This window comes from Marinibacterium sp. SX1 (genome assembly GCF_050389775.1).
GTDB lineage: Bacteria > Pseudomonadota > Alphaproteobacteria > Rhodobacterales > Rhodobacteraceae > Marinibacterium.
Genome location: NZ_CP177144.1, coordinates 2,643,546 through 2,665,316, shown reverse-complemented (window position 1 = coordinate 2,665,316; position 21,771 = coordinate 2,643,546). Strand labels below are relative to the sequence as shown.

Annotated in this window: 22 protein-coding genes; 5 read left to right on the top strand and 17 right to left on the bottom strand. The window is 67.2% G+C overall.

Annotation, left to right across the window (positions count from 1 at the left end; all coding sequences use genetic code 11):
- Nucleotide 1: 1 nt before the first annotated feature.
- Nucleotides 2-1,042: an ABC transporter substrate-binding protein gene (locus ACK3BB_RS11945; protein ID WP_428924866.1), complete on the bottom strand. Its 1,041-nt coding sequence runs from the start codon at nucleotides 1,040-1,042 to the stop codon at nucleotides 2-4.
- A gap of 366 nt (nucleotides 1,043-1,408) precedes the next feature.
- Complete coding sequence (locus ACK3BB_RS11940) at nucleotides 1,409-2,167, bottom strand: IclR family transcriptional regulator domain-containing protein (RefSeq protein WP_428924865.1); 759 nt, start codon at nucleotides 2,165-2,167, stop codon at nucleotides 1,409-1,411.
- Between the two features lie 105 nt (nucleotides 2,168-2,272).
- Between ACK3BB_RS11940 and ACK3BB_RS11935 the strand changes: the two genes are divergently transcribed.
- Genes ACK3BB_RS11935 through pcaF form a run of 3 tightly spaced genes read left to right on the top strand, consistent with a single transcriptional unit; the run spans nucleotide 2,273 to nucleotide 4,868 of the window.
- Nucleotides 2,273-2,992 (top strand): 3-oxoacid CoA-transferase subunit A, encoded by a 720-nt coding sequence (locus ACK3BB_RS11935; RefSeq protein ID WP_428924864.1) that lies wholly within the window; start codon nucleotides 2,273-2,275, stop codon nucleotides 2,990-2,992.
- Complete coding sequence (locus ACK3BB_RS11930) at nucleotides 2,992-3,666, top strand: 3-oxoacid CoA-transferase subunit B (RefSeq protein ID WP_428924863.1); 675 nt, start codon at nucleotides 2,992-2,994, stop codon at nucleotides 3,664-3,666. Before ACK3BB_RS11935 ends, ACK3BB_RS11930 begins: the two co-directional genes overlap by 1 nt.
- Nucleotides 3,666-4,868 (top strand): 3-oxoadipyl-CoA thiolase, encoded by a 1,203-nt coding sequence (gene pcaF / locus ACK3BB_RS11925; RefSeq protein ID WP_428924862.1) that lies wholly within the window; start codon nucleotides 3,666-3,668, stop codon nucleotides 4,866-4,868. The genes ACK3BB_RS11930 and pcaF overlap by 1 nt, the downstream gene beginning before the upstream one ends.
- A gap of 45 nt (nucleotides 4,869-4,913) precedes the next feature.
- Here the strand turns inward: pcaF and ACK3BB_RS11920 are convergent, their stop codons facing one another.
- The 10 genes from ACK3BB_RS11920 to ACK3BB_RS11875 all read right to left on the bottom strand — a co-directional run bounded on the left by ACK3BB_RS11920 (nucleotide 4,914) and on the right by ACK3BB_RS11875 (nucleotide 16,075).
- The gene (locus tag ACK3BB_RS11920; protein ID WP_428924861.1) at nucleotides 4,914-6,086 is read right to left on the bottom strand and encodes an N-acetylglucosamine-6-phosphate deacetylase; all 1,173 of its coding nucleotides are present in this window, start codon (nucleotides 6,084-6,086) and stop codon (nucleotides 4,914-4,916) included.
- Nucleotides 6,079-6,633 (bottom strand): carboxymuconolactone decarboxylase family protein, encoded by a 555-nt coding sequence (locus ACK3BB_RS11915; protein WP_428924860.1) that lies wholly within the window; start codon nucleotides 6,631-6,633, stop codon nucleotides 6,079-6,081. The genes ACK3BB_RS11920 and ACK3BB_RS11915 overlap by 8 nt, the downstream gene beginning before the upstream one ends.
- Before the next feature lie 81 nt (nucleotides 6,634-6,714).
- Nucleotides 6,715-8,451 carry a dipeptide ABC transporter ATP-binding protein gene (locus tag ACK3BB_RS11910; protein WP_428924859.1) on the bottom strand — a complete coding sequence of 579 codons (1,737 nt, stop codon included), beginning with the start codon at nucleotides 8,449-8,451 and terminating at the stop codon, nucleotides 6,715-6,717.
- The gene (locus ACK3BB_RS11905) at nucleotides 8,448-9,383 is read right to left on the bottom strand and encodes an ABC transporter permease (RefSeq protein WP_428924858.1); all 936 of its coding nucleotides are present in this window, start codon (nucleotides 9,381-9,383) and stop codon (nucleotides 8,448-8,450) included. Before ACK3BB_RS11905 ends, ACK3BB_RS11910 begins: the two co-directional genes overlap by 4 nt.
- Before the next feature lies 1 nt (nucleotide 9,384).
- Nucleotides 9,385-10,353 carry an ABC transporter permease gene (locus tag ACK3BB_RS11900; protein ID WP_428924857.1) on the bottom strand — a complete coding sequence of 323 codons (969 nt, stop codon included), beginning with the start codon at nucleotides 10,351-10,353 and terminating at the stop codon, nucleotides 9,385-9,387.
- Nucleotides 10,354-10,410: 57 nt separating this feature from the next.
- Nucleotides 10,411-11,976: an ABC transporter substrate-binding protein gene (locus ACK3BB_RS11895; protein WP_428924856.1), complete on the bottom strand. Its 1,566-nt coding sequence runs from the start codon at nucleotides 11,974-11,976 to the stop codon at nucleotides 10,411-10,413.
- Nucleotides 11,977-12,175: 199 nt separating this feature from the next.
- Entirely contained in the window at nucleotides 12,176-13,078 is a 903-nt protein-coding gene (locus ACK3BB_RS11890) for a carbohydrate kinase family protein (RefSeq protein ID WP_428924855.1), read from the bottom strand.
- Entirely contained in the window at nucleotides 13,075-13,902 is an 828-nt protein-coding gene (locus ACK3BB_RS11885) for a carbohydrate ABC transporter permease (RefSeq protein ID WP_428924854.1), read from the bottom strand. The genes ACK3BB_RS11890 and ACK3BB_RS11885 overlap by 4 nt, the downstream gene beginning before the upstream one ends.
- A gap of 36 nt (nucleotides 13,903-13,938) precedes the next feature.
- Nucleotides 13,939-14,811 carry a carbohydrate ABC transporter permease gene (locus ACK3BB_RS11880; RefSeq protein WP_428924853.1) on the bottom strand — a complete coding sequence of 291 codons (873 nt, stop codon included), beginning with the start codon at nucleotides 14,809-14,811 and terminating at the stop codon, nucleotides 13,939-13,941.
- Between the two features lie 22 nt (nucleotides 14,812-14,833).
- Nucleotides 14,834-16,075 (bottom strand): extracellular solute-binding protein, encoded by a 1,242-nt coding sequence (locus ACK3BB_RS11875; protein WP_428924852.1) that lies wholly within the window; start codon nucleotides 16,073-16,075, stop codon nucleotides 14,834-14,836.
- Nucleotides 16,076-16,261: 186 nt separating this feature from the next.
- On the opposite strand from ACK3BB_RS11875, the gene ACK3BB_RS11870 reads away from it, so the two are divergent.
- Together ACK3BB_RS11870 and ACK3BB_RS11865 are read left to right on the top strand one after the other, a co-directional pair.
- A complete protein-coding gene (locus ACK3BB_RS11870) occupies nucleotides 16,262-17,017 on the top strand; it encodes a GntR family transcriptional regulator (RefSeq protein WP_428924851.1) in 756 nt (251 codons plus the stop codon).
- On the top strand, nucleotides 17,004-17,135 hold the full coding sequence (locus ACK3BB_RS11865) for a hypothetical protein (protein WP_428924850.1): 132 nt from the start codon (nucleotides 17,004-17,006) through the stop codon (nucleotides 17,133-17,135). The genes ACK3BB_RS11870 and ACK3BB_RS11865 overlap by 14 nt, the downstream gene beginning before the upstream one ends.
- A 6-nt stretch (nucleotides 17,136-17,141) precedes the next feature.
- Here the strand turns inward: ACK3BB_RS11865 and ACK3BB_RS11860 are convergent, their stop codons facing one another.
- The 5 genes from ACK3BB_RS11860 to ACK3BB_RS11840 all read right to left on the bottom strand — a co-directional run bounded on the left by ACK3BB_RS11860 (nucleotide 17,142) and on the right by ACK3BB_RS11840 (nucleotide 21,770).
- Complete coding sequence (locus ACK3BB_RS11860; RefSeq protein WP_428924849.1) at nucleotides 17,142-18,017, bottom strand: MurR/RpiR family transcriptional regulator; 876 nt, start codon at nucleotides 18,015-18,017, stop codon at nucleotides 17,142-17,144.
- A 3-nt stretch (nucleotides 18,018-18,020) separates the two neighbouring features.
- The gene (locus tag ACK3BB_RS11855) at nucleotides 18,021-19,064 is read right to left on the bottom strand and encodes an ABC transporter ATP-binding protein (RefSeq protein WP_428924848.1); all 1,044 of its coding nucleotides are present in this window, start codon (nucleotides 19,062-19,064) and stop codon (nucleotides 18,021-18,023) included.
- On the bottom strand, nucleotides 19,061-19,807 hold the full coding sequence (locus tag ACK3BB_RS11850) for a glycerophosphodiester phosphodiesterase family protein (RefSeq protein WP_428924847.1): 747 nt from the start codon (nucleotides 19,805-19,807) through the stop codon (nucleotides 19,061-19,063). Before ACK3BB_RS11850 ends, ACK3BB_RS11855 begins: the two co-directional genes overlap by 4 nt.
- Nucleotides 19,808-20,038: 231 nt before the next feature.
- Nucleotides 20,039-20,848, bottom strand: a complete 810-nt coding sequence (locus ACK3BB_RS11845; protein ID WP_428924846.1) for a carbohydrate ABC transporter permease — start codon at nucleotides 20,846-20,848, stop codon at nucleotides 20,039-20,041.
- Nucleotides 20,838-21,770: a carbohydrate ABC transporter permease gene (locus ACK3BB_RS11840; protein WP_428924845.1), complete on the bottom strand. Its 933-nt coding sequence runs from the start codon at nucleotides 21,768-21,770 to the stop codon at nucleotides 20,838-20,840. Before ACK3BB_RS11840 ends, ACK3BB_RS11845 begins: the two co-directional genes overlap by 11 nt.
- Between the last annotated feature and the right edge of the window lies 1 nt (nucleotide 21,771).

Genomic DNA, 21,771 nt, shown 5'->3' with positions numbered 1-21,771 from the left:
GTCAGGCCAGCTTGTAGATCCGGTCTTCGGGCGCGGGCAGGAAGGCATCCGAAAAGATCTCGTCCGGGCTGGGCGTGCGCGGCAGGCCATCGGCCGCCACGACGATGTCGATGGCCGTCTTGAACCGCTCGGGATCGACATCGCCCAGGCCGTATTCGGCCAGCTCGGGATGGTTCATCTCGTCGGCCAGCGTGGCGACCAGCCGTTCCTTTTCGACGGCCTTGTTGATCAGCGGCTCGCGGGCGGCCACAGCATCGACCCCGGCGTCGGGATCGGCCAGCGTGTCCTTGATGCCTTCGTTGATCGCCCAGTTCAGCCCCTTGACCAGCTCGGGCTGATCGGCGGCCATGGCCTTGGGCACGATGATGCCGTTGGAATACAGATCCATGCCGTAATCGCCGTAATTGATGAAGCGGATATCGGCATCGGGATCCATGCCCGACAGCTTGGCCGAGAAGCGGATCGTGTTGACATAGCCGAAGACGCCTTCGACCTGTTCCGATTTCAGCATCTGTTCGCGCAGGTTCGACTTGAAGTTGAGGATCTCGATGTCCGAGGTATCGAGCCCGGCCACCGAGGCAAAGGCCGGGAACAGCTTGAGCGCGCCGTCATTGGCCGCCCCGCCCAGCTTGCGACCCTGCAGGTCCTCGGCCGTCATGATGTCGGAACTTTGCAGCACGGCCACGGTGAAGGGCGGCTTGTTGTACATCTGGTAGACACACAGCGGCGCCTCTTCGGGATTGGTCGCGGCCAGCCGGATAAGCGCGTTGACGTCGCCAAAGCCCACGTCATAGGCGCCCGAGGCCACCTGGCCCACGGCCGCGCCCGACCCGTTGCCCTGGTCCATCTCGATCTCGATCCCGGCCTGGTCGAAATAGCCCTTGTCCTGGGCCAGGAAGAACCAGGCCTGCGGGCCCTGGTAGGTCCAGTTGAGGATCAGCTTCAGCTTGGTCTTGCCCTGGCCGATGGCCGGCGCGGCAAGCCCGGCGGCGGCGGTTCCGGCCAGGAGGCCCTGGGTGAAGTGGCGGCGGGTGAGCGTCATGAGGTCTGTCTCCTGTCGGGCAAGGCGGGCCCCGCGCGCGTGCACAAGGCGCGCACGGGGCCTTCTGTCGAGGGAACGGGCCGACCCGCGAGAGGAAGAGGACGACTCGGGCGGCGGCCAGCGTTCTGGGCCCAATGTGGCAAGCGCCAGTGTTGCTGTCGTGTGCTGAATTTTGGCCATGCCGATGCCTGAAACGCACCGCTCGGACGCCCGACCCCACCGATGTGCCGCCCGCGACGCGCCGAAATCCCGGATACGCACCGCCAGCAGCCCGGCCCACGTCCCGCGACGCCCCCCGCCAGAACTCACCGGGATCCCTGCCGGGCCCGCTCCAGCATCGCACCACTGCCCCCGCCCGGGGCGCAGTTACAGCACCCGGCGCAGCCCGGCCTGAACCTTGAGCAGCCGCGGCAGGTATTGCGCGGCCAATTCACCCGGATCGCCATGCATCGCCGCCATGCCCGTGTTCAGCGCGGCGACCACCCGCCCCGACCCGTCCAGCACCGGCACGGCCAGCGCGCGCAGGCCCATCTCGACCTCCTGGTCGATGACCACGTGGCCTTCCTGCCCGGCGCGGATGATGCGCGCCAGGATCTCTTCGGGATCGGTCAGGCTGAACGGCGTGCGCGGGGTCAGGTCCGACGCCTCGATCACCGCGCGGGCCTCGTCGACCGGCAGGGCCGCCAGCAGGATGCGGCCCATCGACGTGCAATGGGCCGGCAGCCGCGATCCGGGCATCAGCCCGATCGACATCACCCGCCGCTGCGCCGCCCGGGCGACATAGACGATTTCCAGCCCGTCCAGGATCGACACCGAACAGCTCTGGCCGATCTGGTCGGCCAGCTGGTCCAGCCAGGGCTGCACGATCTGCGGCAGCGGCAACGAGGCCAGCGCCCCCATCCCCAACCGCAGGATGCGCGGGGTCAGCGAAAAGAACTTGCCGTCGTAATCGGCATATCCCGCGCCATGCAGGGTCAGCAGGCAGCGCCGGGCGGTGGCCCGGTCCAGCCCGGTCAGCCGCGCAACGTCCGAAATCGACAGCCGCGGCGCATCGGCCGAGAAACATTCGATCACCCGCAGCCCCTTGGCCAGGGACGAGATCATGTCGGTGGGTTTGTTCGCCATGCGCACGGAAATCGGCGCATTCCGAACAAATGTCAACATCCGCACGAAAACCCTGTCGGTCGCCCCGGCGCGGCGCTAGGGATCATCCAGTTCAAGGAGGACCACATGGACAAGACGATTTCGTCCCTGGCCGAAGCGGTCGCCGGTATTCCCGACGGCGCAACGGTGATGATCGGGGGCTTTGGCGGTTCCGGCGCGCCGGTAGAGCTGATCCACGCGCTGATCGACCGGTTCCGCGCCACCGGCAGCCCGAAAAACCTGACCGTGATCAACAACAACGCCGGCAACGGCGGGATCGGCATCGCGGCGATGATCAAGGCGGGCATGGTCGGCAAGATGATCTGCTCGTTCCCGCGGTCGTCCAATGCCGAGGCGTTCAACACGCGCTATCTCGCCGGCGAGATCGAGCTGGAGCTGGTGCCCCAGGGCACCCTGGCCGAGCGCATCCGCGCCGCCGGCGCCGGCATCCCGGCCTTCTACACGCCCACGAGCTATGGCACCGAGCTGGCCGAGGGCAAGCCCGTCGAGGAATTCGACGGCCGCCACTACGTGCGCGAACGCTGGCTCAAGGCCGATTTCGCACTGGTCAAGGGCGAGCTAGGCGACCCGTTCGGCAACCTGACCTACCGGCTGGCCGGGCGGAACTTCAACCCGCTGATGTGCATGGCCGCCGAGACGACCATCGCCCAGGTCCGCCAGCTGGTCGAACCGGGCGGCATCGAGCCGGAAAACGTGATCACACCCGGCATCTTCGTCGATGGCGTGGTCGAGGTGGCCGATGCCAAACAGGAAGAAGTGCTGGTGCGCGAAGGGGTCGACTACTGATGACTGACAAGCTTTCCAACGAACAGATCGCCTGGCGCGCGGCGCAGGATATCGAAGACGGGGCCTATGTGAACCTTGGCATCGGCTTTCCCGAGATGGTCGCCAAGTTCGCCCCCGAGGGCCGGACGCCGATCTATCACACCGAGAACGGCGTGCTGGGCTTTGGCCAGGCGCCCGCCCCGGGCGACGAGGACTGGGACCTGATCAACGCCGGCAAGAAGGCCATCACCCTGAACCCTGGCGCGGCCTTTTTCCACCATGCCGACAGCTTTGCCATGGTGCGCGGCGGCCACCTGGACGTGGCCATCCTGGGCGCCTACCAGGTCGCCCAGAACGGCGACCTTGCCAATTGGCGCGTGGGGTCCAAGGGCGTGCCGGCCGTCGGCGGGGCGATGGACCTGGTCCATGGCGCGGGCCGCGTGGCCGTGATCACCGACCACGTGACCAAGAAGGGCGAGCCCAAGCTGGTGGAGACCTGCTCCTTTCCCCTGACCGGCGTGGGTTGCGTGACGCGGGTCTATACCTCGCTGGCCGTGGTCGACATCGAAGACGGCCATTTCGTGCTGCGCGAGAAACTGCCCTCGCTGTCGATGGACGCGCTGCAGGCCGTGACCGGGGCCGAGTTGCACCTGGACGGCGACGTGAAGGACCTGATCGTACCGGAGGATCTGTGATGGCTGACGCCTATATCTGCGACTATATCCGCACGCCCATCGGCCGTTTCGGCGGCACCCTGTCGTCGGTGCGCGCCGACGACCTCGGCGCGGTGCCCCTTGCGGCGCTGATGGCGCGCAACACGGGCGTCGACTGGGAGGCCGTCGACGACGTGATCTATGGCTGTGCCAACCAGGCCGGCGAGGACAACCGCAACGTCGCGCGCATGTCGGCACTGCTGGCCGGCCTGCCCGTCGGTGTGCCGGGCACGACGATGAACCGGCTTTGCGGTTCGGGCATGGATGCGGTGATCACCGCGGCCCGCTCGATCATTGCCGGCGAGGCCGATCTGATGATCGCCGGCGGCGTGGAATCCATGTCGCGGGCGCCCTTTGTCATGCCCAAGGCCGATGCCGCGTTTTCGCGCAAGGCCGAGATCTATGACACGACGATCGGCTGGCGGTTCATCAACAAGGCCATGCACAAGGCCTATGGCACGGATTCGATGCCGGAGACCGGCGAGAACGTGGCCGAGGATTTCGACATCAGCCGCGAAGACCAGGATGCCTTTGCCCTGCGCTCGCAGGACAAGGCCGCCCGGGCCCAGGGCGCTGGCCGGCTGGCAAAAGAGATCACCGCGGTGACGATCCCCCAGCGCAAGGGCGATCCGATCGTGTTCGAAGCGGATGAACATCCCCGCGCAACCAGCCTGGAAAAGCTGGCAAAATTGCCGACGCCCTTCCGCGAGGGCGGCAGCGTGACGGCGGGCAATGCCTCGGGCGTGAACGATGGCGCGGCGGCGCTGATCGTGGCATCCGAAGCGGCCGTCAAGGCCCATGGGCTGACGCCCATCGCCCGGGTCATGGGCGGGGCCACGGCGGGCGTGCCGCCGCGGATCATGGGCTTTGGCCCGGCCCCGGCCTCGAAGAAACTGATGGCCCGCCTCGGCCTGTCGCAATCCGATTTCGACGTGATCGAGCTGAACGAGGCCTTTGCCAGCCAGGGCATCGCCACGCTGCGCGACCTGGGGATCGCCGATGACGACCCGCGCGTGAACCCCAATGGCGGGGCCATCGCGCTGGGTCATCCGCTGGGCATGTCCGGCGCGCGGATCACCGGCACGGCGGCGCTTGAGCTCAAGCTGACGGGCGGCAAGCGGTCGCTGTCGACCATGTGCATCGGCGTGGGCCAGGGCATCGCCATCGCGCTGGAAGCCTGCTGACCCTTGTCCCGGGCGCCAGGCCGGCGCCCGGGGCTGCCTTTCGGCCTAAGGGTCGATAATGTCGACCAAGGCCAGCCCCCGCGCCCCCGGGCGCAGGCGCAGCAGCGGGCCGGTGGTGCCCGGGGCGATCCGCCCGACATCCGCCAGCCCGGCGAAATCGGCCGGAATGCGCGTGGCCATTTCCAGCGCGGTAGCCATCTCGACGCCACAGGATCCGGTCAGCAAGTTGACGGCGGTGGTCAGGTCCAGGTCGGCCCCGGCCAAGGTGCCATCCTGCAGCACCAGCCGCCCGTCTCCCCGGTCGATCCGCCGGCCGCCCAGCGAAAACCCGTCGAGATCGGTGCCGGCCACGGCCATGGCATCGCTGACCAGGAACACGGCGCCCGGCCCGGCCTTTGCGGCCAGCGCCCGGCGGATCGTGGCCGGGTGCACATGGACCCCGTCGGCGATCAGCCCGGCGGTCAGCCCGCCGCAATCCAGCGCCGCGCCGACCAGCCCCGGCGCACGGCTGCCCAGCTGGCTCATGGCGTTGAACAGATGTGTCACGCCCACCGCCCCGGCCCGGGCAAAGGCCAGGCAAGTGTCGTAATCGGCATCCGTATGGCCCAGGCAGACCCGCGCCCCGGCCCGGGCCAGCGCCGCAACCTGGTCGGGGGTCGTGCTTTCGGGGGCCAGGGTGACAACCAGCGCCGGCAGGTCGCGGGCGGCCGCGCAGAGCATGGCCAGGTCGTCTGCCTGCATCGGGCGGATCAGCGCGGCCTCATGGGCGCCCTTGCGGGCCAGCGACAGGTGCGGACCTTCGAGATGCAGCCCGCCGATGCCCGGCAGGCCCGATGCGATGGCCGCGCAGACATGGGCGATGGCCGCCGCCGTGCGGTCCGGGCTGTCGGTGATCAGGGTGGGCAGGATCGTCGTGGCGCCCAGCCCGCGATGGGCCCGGGCCATGCGCCGCAGGTCGTCGGGCCCGGTGACATCGCCCAGCATGACCCCGCCGCCTCCGTTGACCTGAAGATCCACGTAGCCCGGACAGAGGATATCGCCGGCCAGGTCTTCGGTCACCGGCTGGCCCGGCCCTGCACCATCGGTCGTGTCGGGCCTCAGCGCGATGACCTTGCCGCTGCCCAGGTCGAGCACGGCGTCCCGGTGCAGGCGGGTGCCGTCAAAGATCGGCCCGCCGCGATAGCGCCGCTCGACAGGCGGCTCCCCCGGCTCAGCCATGCAGCGGCGCCCGGGCCATTTCCGTGGCGATGTCATCGTCGATGGGCGTGTCGAAGCTCATCAGCATGTAGCCCAGCACGGAATAGAACCCGACCGTGGCGATCAGGTCCATCACGCCCTTGCGGCCGATGAGGGCGACCAGCGCGCGGTCCAGGTCGGGCGACAGGCGGCGGTCGTCGATCAGCGCGTCGACGGCCCGGGCGATCAGCCCGTCATCGGCATCCGCCCCGGCCGGATCATCGCGGCCGAGCGCCGCGATGCGGGCATCGGAAAAGCCCAGCTTGCGCGCGCGGGAGACATGATGCGCCCATTCATAGGCCGAGCCGAACCGGTGGGCCGTGCGCAGGATGACAACCTCGCTGCGGTCCGCGCCAAGCGCGCTGTCGGTCACCACATGGGCCCGCAGGGGCGCCCAGGCGCGCAGCAACTCGGGATGATGGGCCATGACGCGGTAGACATTGAGCCGGCCGGCAAAGCCGTCGCGCAGGTCGCGGATCTCGTCGGGCCAGCCGGCATCGTCGAGCGGCTGGGGCGGAAGGTCTGGCATGGTGGTCGTCCCGGTTGGTGATCGGGCGCAGGCTATGCCCGCGCCGGGCGGGGCACAACCGATGGGTTTGGAAAACCCATCCTACGCGGTCTCGCGCCCGGGTTCGGCGGGCAGCGGGGTCAGCATCTCCATCCGGGGCATCAGGCCGAGCAGGTGTTTCGAGTAATCATGCTGCGGATCGGCAAACAGCCGGTCGGTCTCGGCCACCTCGCAGATCGCCCCGTGGCGCATCACCGCGATGCGGTCGGCCATTTGGCGGATCACCGGCAAATCATGGGTGATGAACAGCATGGTCAGGCCAAGTTCTTCCTGCAAGTCCTTGAGAAGGTTCAGGATCGTGGCCTGCACCGACACGTCCAGAGCCGAGGTCGGTTCATCGCAGATCAGGATTTCCGGCCGCGAGGCCAGCGCCCGGGCGATGGAGATCCGCTGCCTTTGCCCGCCCGAGAATTCATGCGGATAGCGCTCGGCCGCCCGCGCGCCCAGGCCCACGTGATCCAGCAGGTCTCCGACGATCCTGCGGGTTTCGCTTTCCGAACCGCTGGTGCGGTAGAACCGGATCGGCTCGGCCACGATGTCGCGCACCGACATGCGTGCATTGAGCGAGGAATAGGGATCCTGGAAGATCATCTGCACCATGCGCCGGGCGCGTTTGGCCTCGGGCGCGTCGGGCCTGGTGGTCACGTCCTGCCCCGCGACCCGGATAGTGCCGGAATCGGGGGTGAAGAGCCCCGCGATCAGCCGGGCCACGGTGGATTTGCCTGACCCGCTTTCGCCCACCAGCCCCAGGGTTTCGCCCCTCTGGACGGTCAGGCTGACATTGTCGACCGCGTGGACCATCTTGCGGTTCCTGCGCAGGATCGCGCCCTGCAGGACAAAGGACAGGTCCAGCCCGTCGATCTCGATCATGGCCGAGCGGTCGGGATCGGCCTTGCGCCCCTGCCCCAGCCAGTGCGACTTGATGTCGATGCGGCTGGCCTGGGCCGCGCCGCCTTCGATGTAATCCACCGAGGTGAACCGGTGCAGGCGCGTGTCGGCCCGGGGCACGGCGGCGATCAGGCTCTTGGTGTAGTCGTGGCGCGGGGCGCCCAGCACCTGTGCCACGGCCCCGGTTTCCACCACCTCGCCGCGATACATCACCGCCACCCGGTCGGCGATATTGGCGATCACCCCGATGTCATGGGTCACGATGATCACGCCCAGGTCGCGTTCCCGGCAGAGCTTTTTCAGCAGGTCGAGGATCTGGGCCTGGATCGAGACATCGAGCGCCGTGGTCGGTTCATCGGCGATCACCAGGTCCGGGTCACCGGCCAGGGCCAGCGCGATGACCACGCGCTGGCGCATGCCCCCGGAAAACTGGTGGGGGTAGGATTTCAGCCGGGCGCGGGCCTCGGTGATGCCCACGGCCTCCAGCAGGCCCACGGCATGGTCGGTGGCCGCGTTGCCCTTGAAATCGGTGGCCTTCTGGATCGTCTCGACCAGTTGCGCCCCGATGGTCAGCAGCGGGTTCAGCGAGGTCTGGGGATCCTGGAAGATCATGCCGATCCTGGCCCCGCGCACCTTGCGCATCTGGTCCTCGTCCAGGGCGCGCAGGTCCTGGCCTTCGAACAGGATCTGACCGCCGGCCACCCGGCCGGGCCGTTCCAGCAGGTTGATGATGGCATTGCCGATGGTCGATTTCCCCGCCCCGCTTTCGCCGACAAGGCCCAGCACCTCGCCGGGCGCGACAGACAGCGAAACCTTGCGGGCGGCCAGAACGGTGCCCCGGCGGGTGGGGAATTCGACGTCGAGGTCGGTGATGGTGAGAAGATCGGTCATCGCAGCTTCGGGTTGAGGGCGTCGCGCATCCAATCGCCCAGCAGGTTGACGGAGAAGACCAGCACGACAAGGGTCAGCGCCGGGAAGAAGGTGATCCACCAGAGCCCCGAGAAGAGGTATTCGTTGCCCACGCGGATCAGCGTGCCGAGCGAGGGCGTCGTGGGCGGAATGCCCTGGCCCAGAAAGCTGAGCGTGGCCTCGGCGATGATGGCCAGGGCCAGGCCGATGGTGGCGATGACAAGGACGGGCCGCAGGGTGTTGGGGAAGATGTGGCGGACCATGATCAGCCAGCCCGGCAGGCCGATGACCCGGGCGGCCTGTACGTATTCCTTGTTGGCCTCGACCAGGGTTGCGCCGCGGGCGACGCGGGCGAATTGCGGCCAGTCGGTCAGGCCGATAGCGATGATCACCACGTAGATCGCGAAATCCTCGCGCATCTCCAGCGGCAGGATCGCCCGGCCGATGCCGTTGATCAGGATGGCCAGCAGGATGCCCGGAATGGTCAGCTGCACATCGGCGATGCGCATGATGATCGCATCCGTCGCCCCCCCGACATAGCCCGAGATCACGCCCAGCGAGACGCCCAGCACCATGCCCAGGCAGACCGCCGCCAGGCCCACCAGGATCGACAGTCGTCCGCCGTAAAGGATGGTCGACAGCATGTCGCGGCCCTGGTTGTCGGTGCCCAGCAGGTATTGCGGCTGGCCGCCGTCCACCCAGGCGGGGGGCAGCTTGCCGTCCCAGAGCGAGATCTGCGCGGGATCGAACGGGTTGAACGGCGCGATCAGGGGGGCGGCGAAACAGGCCAGGATGCAGATGAGCGTGACGGCGGCGGCGATCATGGCCCCGGGCGAATGGATGAACGACCAGAAGATGTCGTTGTCTGTCAGCCGTTGCCAGCGCGTGGGGCGCGGGTCAGAGAAATCGGTCACGTCAGCCTCCCAGCCGGATGCGCGGATCGACGACGAAATACAGGATGTCGACGATCAGGTTGATCAGAACGAAGAGCAGCGCGACGAAACACAGGTAGGCCGCCATGATCGGCACATCGACGAAATCGACGGCCTGGATGAACATCAGCCCCGTGCCGGGCCATTGGAACACGGTTTCGGTGATGACGGAAAAGGCGATCAGCCCGCCGATGTTCAGCCCGATGATGGTGATCACCGGCACCAGCGTGTTGCGCAGGGCATGGACGAAATGGATCGACCGGTCGGCCAGGCCCCGGGCCCGGGCGAACTTGATGTAGTCGGTGCGCATGACCTCGAGCATCTCGGCCCGCACCAGGCGCAGGATCAGGGTCAGCTGGAACAGCGACAGGGTGATCGCCGGCAGGATGATCGAGCGCCAGCCGTCCAGCGTCAGCAACGAGGTCGTCCACCATCCCAGGTCCACCGTGCCGCCGCGCCCCGACGAGGGCAGCCAGCGCAGGGTGACGGCAAAGAGGTAGATCAGCGAGATGCCGATGATGAAGGTCGGCAGGCTGACCCCGATCAGCGAGATCGACAGGATCGCCCGCGACAGGAAGGTGTTGCGCCTTATGCCGGTGTAGACCCCCAGCCCGATGCCCACGACCAGCGCGATGACGGCCGAGACGAAGACCAGTTCCAGGGTGGCCGGAAGGCGTTCCATGATCAGCTGATCGACCGGCCGGCGGATGCGATAGGACAGGCCGAAATCGCCGCGCACGGCGTTGCCCATGAACCGGGCGTATTGGGTCAGGATCGGATCGTTCAGCCCCAGCTTTTCACGGATCTCGACCCTTTGTTCGCGCGTGGCATCCTGGCCGACCATGTTGTTGACCGGGTCGCCCACGAAATTGAACAGCGAAAAGGACACGGCCGACACCACGGCCATGACCAGCAGCGACTGCGCCAGCCGCTTGAGAATGAAAAGAAACATGTATCTGCTCGCGTCGGCCAGGTGCCGGGCGGCGCAAGGGCCGCCCGGACAAGGTCGTCACTTCTTGATGACGTAACGCGGACGCAGGCTGTCGTCCGAGGCGATCGGGATGTCGAAATCATCCGACATGGCCCAGGCGATGACCTGGTGATGGAGCGGCAGATAGGGCTTTTCGTCCTTGATGATCTGCCAGGCCTCGTCGATCAGCGCGGTGCGCTTGTCGAGGTCGGTTTCCGTGGTGATGGCCTGGGTGATCTCGTTCACGCGGGCATTGTCATAACCGCCGGCATTCCACGACCCGTCCTTTTCCAGCAGGTAGGCAAAGACGTAATGGCTGTCGAGCGTCGGCACGCCCCAGCCCAGCATGTAGAAATCCGTGGTCCGGTTCTGGATCTTGGGGAAATGCTGGGCCTTGGGGATCGCGTCGAGCTTCACGTCGATGCCGACCTTGGCCAGCATGGCCACGGCCGCCTGGCAGATCTTTTCATCGTTGTTGTAGCGGTTGTTCGGGCAGTCGAGCTGCACGGTGAACCCGTCGGGATACCCGGCCTCTTCCATCAGGGCCTTGGCCTTTTCGGGGTCGAAACCATATTGCTCGTCCAGCTCGGGCGTGTTGCCCAGAACGCCCGGCGGCGTGACCATCGCGGTGGGGAAGGACAGCCCCTCCATCACCACGCGCTGGATCGCATCCTTGTCGATGGCCAGGTTGAAGGCCTCGCGCACGCGCTGGTCCTTGAACGGGTTTTCCTCGAGGTTCGAGCTGCGCAGCGTGTCCGAAGCCACGTCGAATCCGAAGAAGATCGACCGGATCTGTGCGGCGGTCTTGACCTCCAGCCCGTCGGCCGCCTCGATCCGCTTGAGATCCTGCAGCGGCGGGTCGAGCACGAAGTCCACCTCGCCCGAGAGCAGCGCCGCCACCCGCGTGGCGGCGTTGGAGATCGGCCTGTACTCGATCTTGTCGAGATTGCCGGGATACAGATCCTTGCCCCACCATTCGGGATTGGCCGTCAGCACGGTCAGCTCTTCGGGCGCGCGGCTGGCAACGACAAAGGGCCCGGTGCCGTTGGCATTGCGCACGGCATAGGTTTCCTCGGAGGCGGCATAATCCTGCGGGGCCAGCACGTTGTTGGCCTCGGACCAGCCCTTGTCCATGATCAGGATGCCGGTCAGCTGGTTGGCCAGGATCGGGTTCGGCCCGTCGGTGATCAGCTTGACGGTGTAATCGTCGATCACCTCGACCCCGGTCACGGCCTTGGCCTGTTCCTTGAAATCCGAGCTTTCGGCCATGGCCCGTTCAAACGAGAACACGACATCCTCGGCGGTGAAATCCGATCCGTCGTGGAACTTGACGCCTTCGCGCAGCTTGAAGGTCCAGCCATCGGGCGCGGCCTCCCAGCTTTCGGCCAGTTCGGGTTCCAGCACCAGTTCGTAATTGCGGCTGACCAGCGATTCATAGATCAGCGAGTTCATCGAGTTCGTCGGGCCTTCGTTCTGCGAATGCGGGTCGAGCGTCAGGGCGTCGCCCTGGCTGGTCCATCGCAGGACGTTTTCGGCGCTTGCCGCCAGTGGCACGGTCAGAGCCGTGGTCATGAGTGCCGCTGCCAGTGTTCTGGTCACCGTCATTGTGGATCTCCCTGTTGTCCTTTCGTGGCCCGCAAGACCGGCACGCGCCGGGCGCGCCGCCTTTCCGGGACTTCAGGTTCCACCGGGCGTTGTGCGATTCCCAAACCTTTTCGACGGTTGCCGTATGGTCCCGCCCGAATTGTGAACATTTGCCGCGAAAAGTTTCAGCGCGGTGGGCCGAAGGCCGCCGGGATCTGTGTCAATGAACGCAATCGGCAGTCAGCTGGGACAGGGCCGCCAGGCTTTCGGCGGTCAGCGGCCGGCAGCCATGGCCCGACATTGCTCCTCCGGCCAGGGCAAGCCCGGCCGAAATCGCGGCCCGCGGCGCGGCGCCATCCCAGGTCGCATGCAGGTAGCCCGCGCAAAAGGCATCCCCCGCCCCGGTCCTGTCGACGACCTGCTGGCGCGGCGGCACCACGCGCACGGGGCCGGCCGGCCGGTAGGCGGTGACATCGCGGGCGCCGTTGGTGATGACAAGGTGATGGCCACAGCCGGCCAGGTCGCCGGCGAACAGGGTCTCGGGATCGCCCCGCCCGGTCTTGCGGCAGAGCTCGTCGCGGTTGGAAAAGCAGATGTCATAGGCCGCGGCGATGGCCGCCGTGTAGGCTCCGTTCAGATCGGCCGACACGGCCAGCCCGGCCAGGTCGCGGCGCCGGCCCCGGGCAAAGAGCAGCGGATGGGCCTGGGCCAGGGTGTGCAGGTGGTCGAAGGGCCCGAAATCACACTCGGCCACCAGCGCGGCAAAGGCCTGCGCGGCGCGGTCGCGATCGCCCGACCGCGCGCCGATCATGCGCTTGTCGGGGCCATTGGCCAGCATCACCGCCAGGGTCACGCCCAGCTCGGGCAGCCGGCGCACCCCGTCCAGCCGCACGCCCACCGCCTCCAGCCCTTCCAGCGCGATGTCGCACAGCGGGTCGTCGCCGATGGCCGCAAAGTAATGCACCTCGTGCCCCAGCCGGGCCAGCCACCAGGCCACGTTGGCCGGCGCCCCGCCACCGCCGATGGCCACCGAGGACGCGCCCATCTTCTCGTGGGCCTCGGGCAGCCGGTCGACCTGCAGCACCAGGTCGAGGTTGATGTTGCCCAGGATCGCGACCTTCATTCCCCGACCCTCCCGGTGAAGGCGGCCATGACAAACCGCTGGGCAAAGGCAAAGATCACCATGACCGGCAGGCACGACAGCAGCGCCACGGCCATCATCGGCCCCCAGAGCGGTTCGTGGTCGTCGATCGAGGTAAAGGCCTTCAGCCCCACGGCCAGGGTGCGCTTTTCCGGGCTGTCGAGCACCAGCAACGCCCACAGATAGATGTTCCACGCGCCCATGAAGCTGATCACCGACAGCGAGGCCACGGCCGGCACCACGTTGGGCAGGCCGATCTGCAGCAGCTGGCGGAACGGCCCGGCATTGTCGATCCGCGCGGCTTCGAACATCTCGGGCGGCAGGGTGCGAAAGGTCTGGCGCATGAAGAAGACGTAAAAGCCGATATAGGCGATCGACGGCACGATGACCCCGGCCCGGCTGTCGAACCAGCCGATCTTGGAGATGCCGACGTAGAGCGGCACGATACCGATGACCGTGGGAAAGGTCATCGTGGCCACGATGGCCCAGAATGCCGCCTCGCGCCCGCGAAAGCGCAGATGGGCAAAGGCAAAGCCCGCGGGCACGGCGATGACCAGCTTGCCCAGGGTGACCAGCCCGGCGATCAGGATGGAATTCCACAGCCACATGGCCACCGGGTAATCGGCGAAGGCCCGGTTGAAATTGGCCAGCGACGGCTCGTCGGGCCAGAAGCGAAAGGCCTTTTGCAGGACCAGCTCGTTGGGCGTGAAGGCCGTCGTGGTCATCCAGAACAGCGGAAAGATCGACAGCAGGGCGGCCAGCATCAGCAGGCCATGCACGGCCCAGGCCCGGGGGGCGGCTCTCATCGCGCGGCCCTTTCGGCGCGGGCCGTGTCGTGGCGGTCAGCTTTCATAATGCACCCGGTGTTCGAACATGCGGAACTGGGCCCAGGTCACGGCCAGGATCAGCAGGATGATCAGCACCGAGGCCGCGCTGGCCTGGCCGAACTGGAAGAACTTCAGCCCGCGTTCGTACATGTAGTAGAGAATGTTGGACGATTGCCCGTAGGGCCCGCCTTCGGTCAGCACGTCGATGGCCCCGACAATGTCGTCCAGCACGCCGATGGTCGTGGTCACGGCCACGAAGAAGAAGGTCGGCGAGATCATCGGCAGGTCGATCGTCAGGAACCGCCATCCCGGCCGCGCGGCATCCAGCGCGGCGGCTTCGAGCACCGGCTTTGGGATCGACACCAGGGCGGCCAGGAAGAGCAGCATGTTCAGCCCGAAGTTCTTCCAGAAGGCCACCAGCGTCACGCACCACAGGGCCAGGTCGGGATCGGTGTGCCAGCGTTCGGGCGGCAGGCCGAACCAGCCAAGCACGGTGTTGAGGAACCCGTTGAGCGGATCGAACAGCCACAGCCAGGCGATGCCGGCGGTCGAATAGGCCAGGATCGTCGGCAGGAACAGGGCGATCTTGTAGCCGCTGGCCAGCCGGACATTGCGCACGCGCATCAGCGCGGCGGCCAGGCCCAGGGGCACCAGGATCTGGGCCGGGATCAGCACCAGGCAGTACAGCCCGGTATTGCTCAGCGCATCGCGGAAATTGGGATCGCGGAAGATGCGCGCGTAATTGTCCAGCCCGACGAATTGCGCCTGCGGCCGGATGAAGTTCCAGTCCGACAGCGACAGGCCCACCGAAAAGACCACCGGCGCGTACAGGAAGACCAGCGCGAAGAGAAGCGCCGGCCCGGTGAAGATCCACGGGGCCAGCGCCATGATCATGCGTCGCGACAACGGGTCAGCCGATCAGCTGCTGCAGCTCGGCCTGGGCGCGCGACAGGGCCACCACGGGCGAGGTCTCGCCTTCGACCATGCGGGCCACCCACTGGCGCCAGACATCCTGGCCTTCCAGGCCGCGTTCGCCCGGCCAGATCGTTTCGGCCGTCAGGCCCTGGGCCAGCTGGGCATAGGCCGCATCCTGCAGGGGCAGCGGGGCGATGTCATGGACCGAGGTGTTGAGATAGCCGACCTTGGACCAGATCTCCTGGCCTTCCTTCGAGGCGCAGAATTCCAGGAAGGCCATCGAGGCCTGGGCCAGTTCCTGGTCGCGGGCATAGATGGCCAGGAAGTTGCCGCCCGAGTTCATGTTCCGGTTGCCGTTCAGCGAGGGGAACATGACGTCCTTGAATTCGAATTCCGAATTGGCCAGAGCTTCCGACCGGGCCGACGAGGTGGTCACGATGGCAATGGCGCCGCCGATCTGGGCCTGGGCCTGGGCCCGGTAATCCAGGTTCTTCCACAGGCCGGCCTGCACCGGGGCGGCAAAGGCTTCCATGCCGGCCGCGGCCTCGGGGCTGTCACAGGTGACCCGGTCGCCCTGCAGGATGTAGCCGCCGGCGTTCTGGATATAGGCCTGGCTGGTCCATTCGTTGTTCGACAGGTCCATGGCCGAGCGATAGGTCGGGTGGTTGCCCCCGCCCAGCCTGTCCTCGATGACGCGGGCCTGTTCCATGATCCAGTCGTGGCTGACATCCATCGGGATGGCCTCGTCCAGCCCGGCCTCGCGCCACAGGTCCATGTTGATCCAGGTCACCGGCGTCGACATCGCCCAGGGCAGGCCAATCAGCTTGCCGTCAAAGGTCACCAGCTCATGGACCTGCGGCTTGAACTGGCCGATGATCGACCGGGCCCGGGTCTCGTCGATCTCGTTGAAATCCCGCGCGCCCAGGGTGCGCTCGGCGAAATAGCCGAATTTCCAGCCGGTGATCATCATTTCCGGCGGCCGGCCCGAGGCGATCGAGGCCAGGGCCTTGGTGGCCATTTCCTGGTAATTGCCGTCCATCCGGTTGACGACCTGCACGCCGGTGCCCTTGGCGTTGAAGGCATCGACCACCTGCTGGAACGGCCGGTCGGCACCCCAGGGGCTGGACACGGTGACCGTGACATCGGCGGCCAGCGCGCGGCGCGGCAGGATGGTGGCGGCGGTCAGACCGGTCATGCCGGCCAGCGCCTGACGGCGGGTGAGTGCGGTGAACGTCATGGGAAGAACTCCATTTGACGGTGCGGGATCCATTTGCTGTATACACAGCAGCTTGCATCCCTGCTCTAGTCCCGGGCCACGACGGATTCGTGACAGGCCGGCTGCAGCTCTGTGACAATCGCCACGGCGGTTGCCTTTCGCGCCGCATCGCGGCAACTGGTCGGACAGCGGAGAAGGAGACCACCCTTGGACAAGAGCACCGCGCTGGCGCAGATCGCGGCCGAGGCCTTTACCGACAAGCGGGCCCGGCCGATCTGGTTGCAGATCTACGACCGGCTGGCCCGGGCGATCCAGGGCGGCGTGCTGGCCGAGGGCGACCGGCTGCCCGGCGAAGAGGACCTGGCCCAGGCCTTCGGCGTGACCCGGCTGACCCTGCGCCGGGCGCTCGACCGGCACCAGCGCGAAGGCCGGTTGCAGGCGCGCAAGGGCGTGGGCGTCTTCGTGCGCGCGCTGGCCGTGCGCTACGAGGTCCATCCCCATTCGGCCCACAACAACCCGCTGGACGGCACCGCCCTGCAAAGCGAGACCCTGTCGCTCGGCCGTCGCCCGGCCAGCGCCGCCGCGCAGGAGACATTCGGCCTCGGCCCGCAGGACGAGACCATCGAGCTGCGCCAGGTGCAAAGCGCCGGACAGGCGCCGGTCTACCTGGCCATCAAGGAATTCCCGCCGCTGGTCCTGCCCGATTTCGAAACGGCCTATGCGGCCTCCGGCACGGTGCTGGGCGCCTATGCCGCCCACGGGATCGACAGCTATACACGGGTCGAAACCCGGCTGACCGGCGACATGGCCGAGGGCGCCGAGGCCGAATTGCTGCGCATCACGCCCGGCGCGCCGGTGCTGCGCTCGCGCAGCTGGAACCGCGATGCCCGGGGACGGGCCATCGAGGTCAACCGGGGCTGCTGGCCGCTCTTTGCTGTCGAGATGGTCTTTGGCGACAACTGATCCGGCTCGGCCCTGGTGTTCGCGCAGCCGCAACCCCGATGCCCATGGCCGGGCCATCGAGGTCAACCGGGGCTGCTGGCCGTTCCTTGCCGTCGAGATGGTCTTTGGCGACAGGTGATCCGGATCAGCCCTGGCGGTCGCGCAGGTCGCGGAACCGGGCCAGCGATTGCATCGTGTGGCCGTCGTCGATGGCCGCCAGGTCGAGGATGATCGTGTTGGCCACGGTCATCGGCACGACCAGCGATTGCGATTCCCCCGCCGCCCCGCGCGACACCGAGATCTGCGCCTCGGGCGCCGGGTCGAACCGGGCGCCGCGCGGATCGGTCAGGGCCAGGCAACAGGCCCCGCGCTCGGCGGCCAGCGCGCGCAGCGCCTGCAAATCGGGATTGGCCTTGCGGAAGTTGATCAGCCACAGCACGTCGCCGGCCCGCATGCCATGCACCCATTCCAGCCGCTGCTGGCCCATCGGCGACAGGTCGACCGCGTCATAACCCGACCGGCGCAGGCGCAGGGCGACCAGCCCGGCCAGCGCCGCCCCGTGACTGGCGCCCACGACAAAGATCCGCCCGGCCCCGCGCAGCACCTCTGAAAACCGCCGGATATCGGCGTCACCGACCCCGTCGCGCAGGGCCTCCAGCGCGGCGATCTCGCTGTCGAGGATCGACCGCAACAGCCCGCCCTCGCCCGCCTTTTCCAGCCGCGCGGCGATCCGCGCCGAGGGGCTTTCATATTCGCCCTGCCCTTCGACCAGGCTGGCCTGCAGGAAGCCGCGGAATTCAGGATAGCCCTTGAACCCCAGCCGCCGGGCCAGCCGCACGGCCGAGGCCGGATGCACGCCCGCCCGCTGCGAGACCTCCTTGCCGTTTTCCATCGCCGCGCGCAGCGGATCGCGCTGGACCACGTCCAGCAGCCGCCCGTCGGCATCGGTCAGCCGGTCGGAATGCCGGTTGATCAGGTCGCCCAGCCGGGCGGCGATGTCCTCGCCCTCGCCTGTGGCCATGGATCAGGCCGCGGCCCGGCGATCGTCCAGGCGCAGACCGCTGTCCGGGTCGAAGAACAGCGCCTTGTCCGGGTCGAAGGCCAGCCAGACGGTATCACCCTCGTGCGGCAGGTCCCCGCCCCGGGGCACCACGGCCGACAACCGGCCCGCCGCACTGTCGCAATAGAGTGTCACCGTGGCCCCGGTCATCTCGGCCAGGCTGACCCGCGCCTCAAGCGCCGGGCCATGCGGCCGGGTCCGGCACAAATCGAGCATGTCAGGCCGCAGCCCGACCTCGACCTCGCCCGGCCCGGTCCAGCCGTCCAGCCGGCCGGCGGCCACGAAATTCATCGCCGGCTGGCCCAGGAACCCGGCCACAAAGCGGTTGGCCGGCCGGTCATAGATGGCGTCCGGCGTATCGAATTGCTGCAGGTGGCCGTCCTTCATCACCGCGATCCGGTCGGCCAGCGACAGGGCCTCGGTCTGGTCGTGGGTGACATAGATGATCGTCGCGCCCAGCTGGCGGTGCAGGTCCTTGATCTCGGTCCGCATGGCCACGCGCAGGGCGTTGTCGAGGTTGGACAGCGGTTCGTCCATCAGGAAGGTCGAGCAATCGCGCGCCATGGCCCGGCCCATGGCCACCCTCTGGCGCTGGCCGCCCGACAGCGCGCCGGGCTTGCGGTCGAGATAGGGCGTCAGCTGCAGCGTCTGGGCCACCGCCTGCGCCCGTTCCAACCGCTCGCGCTTGGGCACCCGGCGCAGTTCCAGCCCGAAGGCAATGTTTTCCAGCACCGTCATGTGCGGATAAAGCGCGTAGTTCTGGAAGATCATCGCGATGTCGCGGTCCTGCGGGGCCAGGTCATTGGCCCGCGCGCCATCGATGATCAATTCGCCCTCGTCGCAATCCTCGAGCCCGGCGATCAGCCGCAGCAGGGTCGACTTGCCACAGCCCGACGGCCCCACGATGACCACGAATTCGCCGTCGGAGATATCCATCGACACCCCATGCAACACCCGGGGCCCATGTGCGTAAGATTTGCGGATGTCACGCAGACTGATCGCGCTCATGCCATCCCTCCATGAAAATCGTTACGTAAATCAATGGCAAGGCTGGGCCGGTCCGTGGTGAAGACCTTTACGCCCAACGTCAGCGCCTTGGTTATCTGAGCCGAATCATGGGCCGCCCAGCAACCGAATTCGAGCCCCGCGCCGGCCACAATTTCCATCAGAGCGCGATCTGCATGATCAATGTTCACCCCGATCTCGGGAATGCCATGCGCCCGGGCCAGCTCGACCACCGCATGGATGCCAAGCTGGATCAGCACCGGCGGGCTGACCAGCCACAGGCGCGGCCGGGTCGTGGCCCGGCCCAGCTCGTCCATCGAGCGGATCAGGAAGGACGAAAACACCGTGCGCTCCAGCATGCCGTGGCGGTCCAGCTCGGCCACCACGCGGGGCACGAAATCGTCATAGGCGCGACCGCCGACGCCCGGCTTGATCTCGCAACGGAAATCGACGTCGCTGGTGGCATAGATCGCGCAGAGCTCGGCCAGCGAGATCGGGCTTTCGCCCCGGGAATAGTCGATCCGCGCGGCGCGGACCTCGGCTTCGGCCAGCTGGCGGATCTCGCCCTTGGTGTCGGTCGTGCGATCGAGCGTCGGATCATGGTGCACCATGATCGCCCCGTCGGCCGTGGGGTGGACATCGAATTCCACCTCGTCCAGCGGCAGGCGCGACGTGGCGCGGAACCCCGTGGGCGTGCTGTCACCGAATTCCAGGGTGCCGCCGCGATGGGATGCGATACGTGTCATTGTCTTTTTCCTTTCACGGGGCATGCCCGGCGGCGGGCGGTTTGCTTGCCCGGCATGTCCCCGGCCCCCGGGCCAAGGGACGCCGGGGCGGGTTCTGCCCGGCCCCGAACGCCCGGCCCGCGGACATCGTCCGTCGGGACCTAAGGCGGCGGGCCGGATTGTCACGTTGGGACAGGGACTTGGCCGGCGAACCTCCGCCGACCGGGGGCGCGGGGCGCCGGTCCCGGCCGGTCATTTCACCGCGCCCATCATAATGCCGCGCACCAGGTGGCGTTCCACCAGCAGAAAGCCCAGAAGCACCGGCAGGATGGTGATCGTCGAGGCGGCCATGACCAGCGGCCAGTCGATCACGTCCTCGCCCGGGTTGATCCGGTAAAGCCGCGCCAGCCCGACCTGCAGCGTGTACATGTCCTCCTGGCCGATGGCGACGAGCGGCCAGATGTAATTGTTCCACTCGCCGATGAAGATATAGAGCCCCATCGACAGGATCGCCGGCTTGGCAATCGGCACGATCACCCGCCACAGCACCTGCAAGGCATTGGCCCCGTCCATGTAGGCCGCCTCGTCCAGCGACCGCGGGATGCCCCGGATGTACTGGCGCAGGAAGAACGCCGCGAACCCGTTCGAAATGGCCGGCAGGATCAGCCCGGAATAGGTATCAAGCAGCCCGGCCCGGGCCAGGGTCAGGTAATTGGGGATCAGCGTGATATGGCTGGGGATCATCAGCGTGGCGACCACAGCGGCAAACATCAGGTTGCCACCGGGGAAATCGTAGCGGGCAAAGGCAAAGGCGGCCATGGTCGCCACGGCCAGCCCGACCAGCGTCACCGCGCCCGACACGATCACCGAGTTCAGCAGGTAGCGGGCGAAATTGTACTGGCCGACCGCGACCTGGTAGTTGCGCAAGGTGAATTCGACCTCGCCGGTGTAATAGGCATCGGTGGTCTGGAACGAGGCCCAGATCGAATAGAGCACCGGCGACAGGAACAGCAGGCCGGCGGCCAGGCCAAGAAGGGCCAGCAGGGGATTGTCAGGCTTCATAATGCACCTTCCGGCCCAGCACGCGGGATTTGAACACGGCCAGCGCGATCAGGATGATGAAAAGCAGCACGGCCAGCGCCGACCCCAGCCCGATATCGAACAGGGTGAAACCCACGCGGTAGAGCATGTTGACCAGCATGTCGGTCGCTCCGGCCGGCCCGCCCCGGGTCATGACATCGACGATGGTAAAGACCTGGAAGGCCTCGATGACCGAAATGACCAGCAGGAAATAGGTCGTGGGCATGACCAGCGGCACGGTGATCCGGCGGAAGACATGGAACCGGCGCCCGCCGTCGACGGCGGCGGCATCGTACAATTCGGTCGGAATGGCCTGCAGCCCGGCGAGATAGATGATGATGTCATAGCCCAGCTGCTTCCAGGTATTGACCAGGATCAGCACGCCCAGGGCCAGCCGGGGATCCTGCATCCAATAGACCTTGGACAGGCCAAGCGCCCCGAGCAGCGCGTTCAACACGCCGTAATCGGTCGAGAACACCCAGGAAAAGACCACGGCAATGGCCACGGTCGAGGTCACCGACGGCAGGAACAGCGCCCCGCGCATCAGCCGCGACACGAAGGTTTCGCGCATCAGCCGGGTGGCGATCAGCAAGGCCAGCGACAGCCGGATCGGCACCGAGATGACGGCAAAGATGGCGGTGACCTTGAGCGCGTTCCAGAACTCGCGGCTGTCCAGCAGCAGGCGGTAATTGTCCAACCCGACCCAGGGCTTGGTCGGCGACAGGAAATCCCATTCGCGGAACGACAGGTTCACGCTGGTCACGATCGGGACATAGGTGAACATGGCGATGAAGCTGAGCAGCGGCAGCGCCAGAAGGTAGGGCGTCAGCCGGCGCAGGGCACGGCTCTTTCGGACAACGCGCGAGGCCCGACGGGCGGGCCTCGCTTCACTTGCGGCGGTCAAG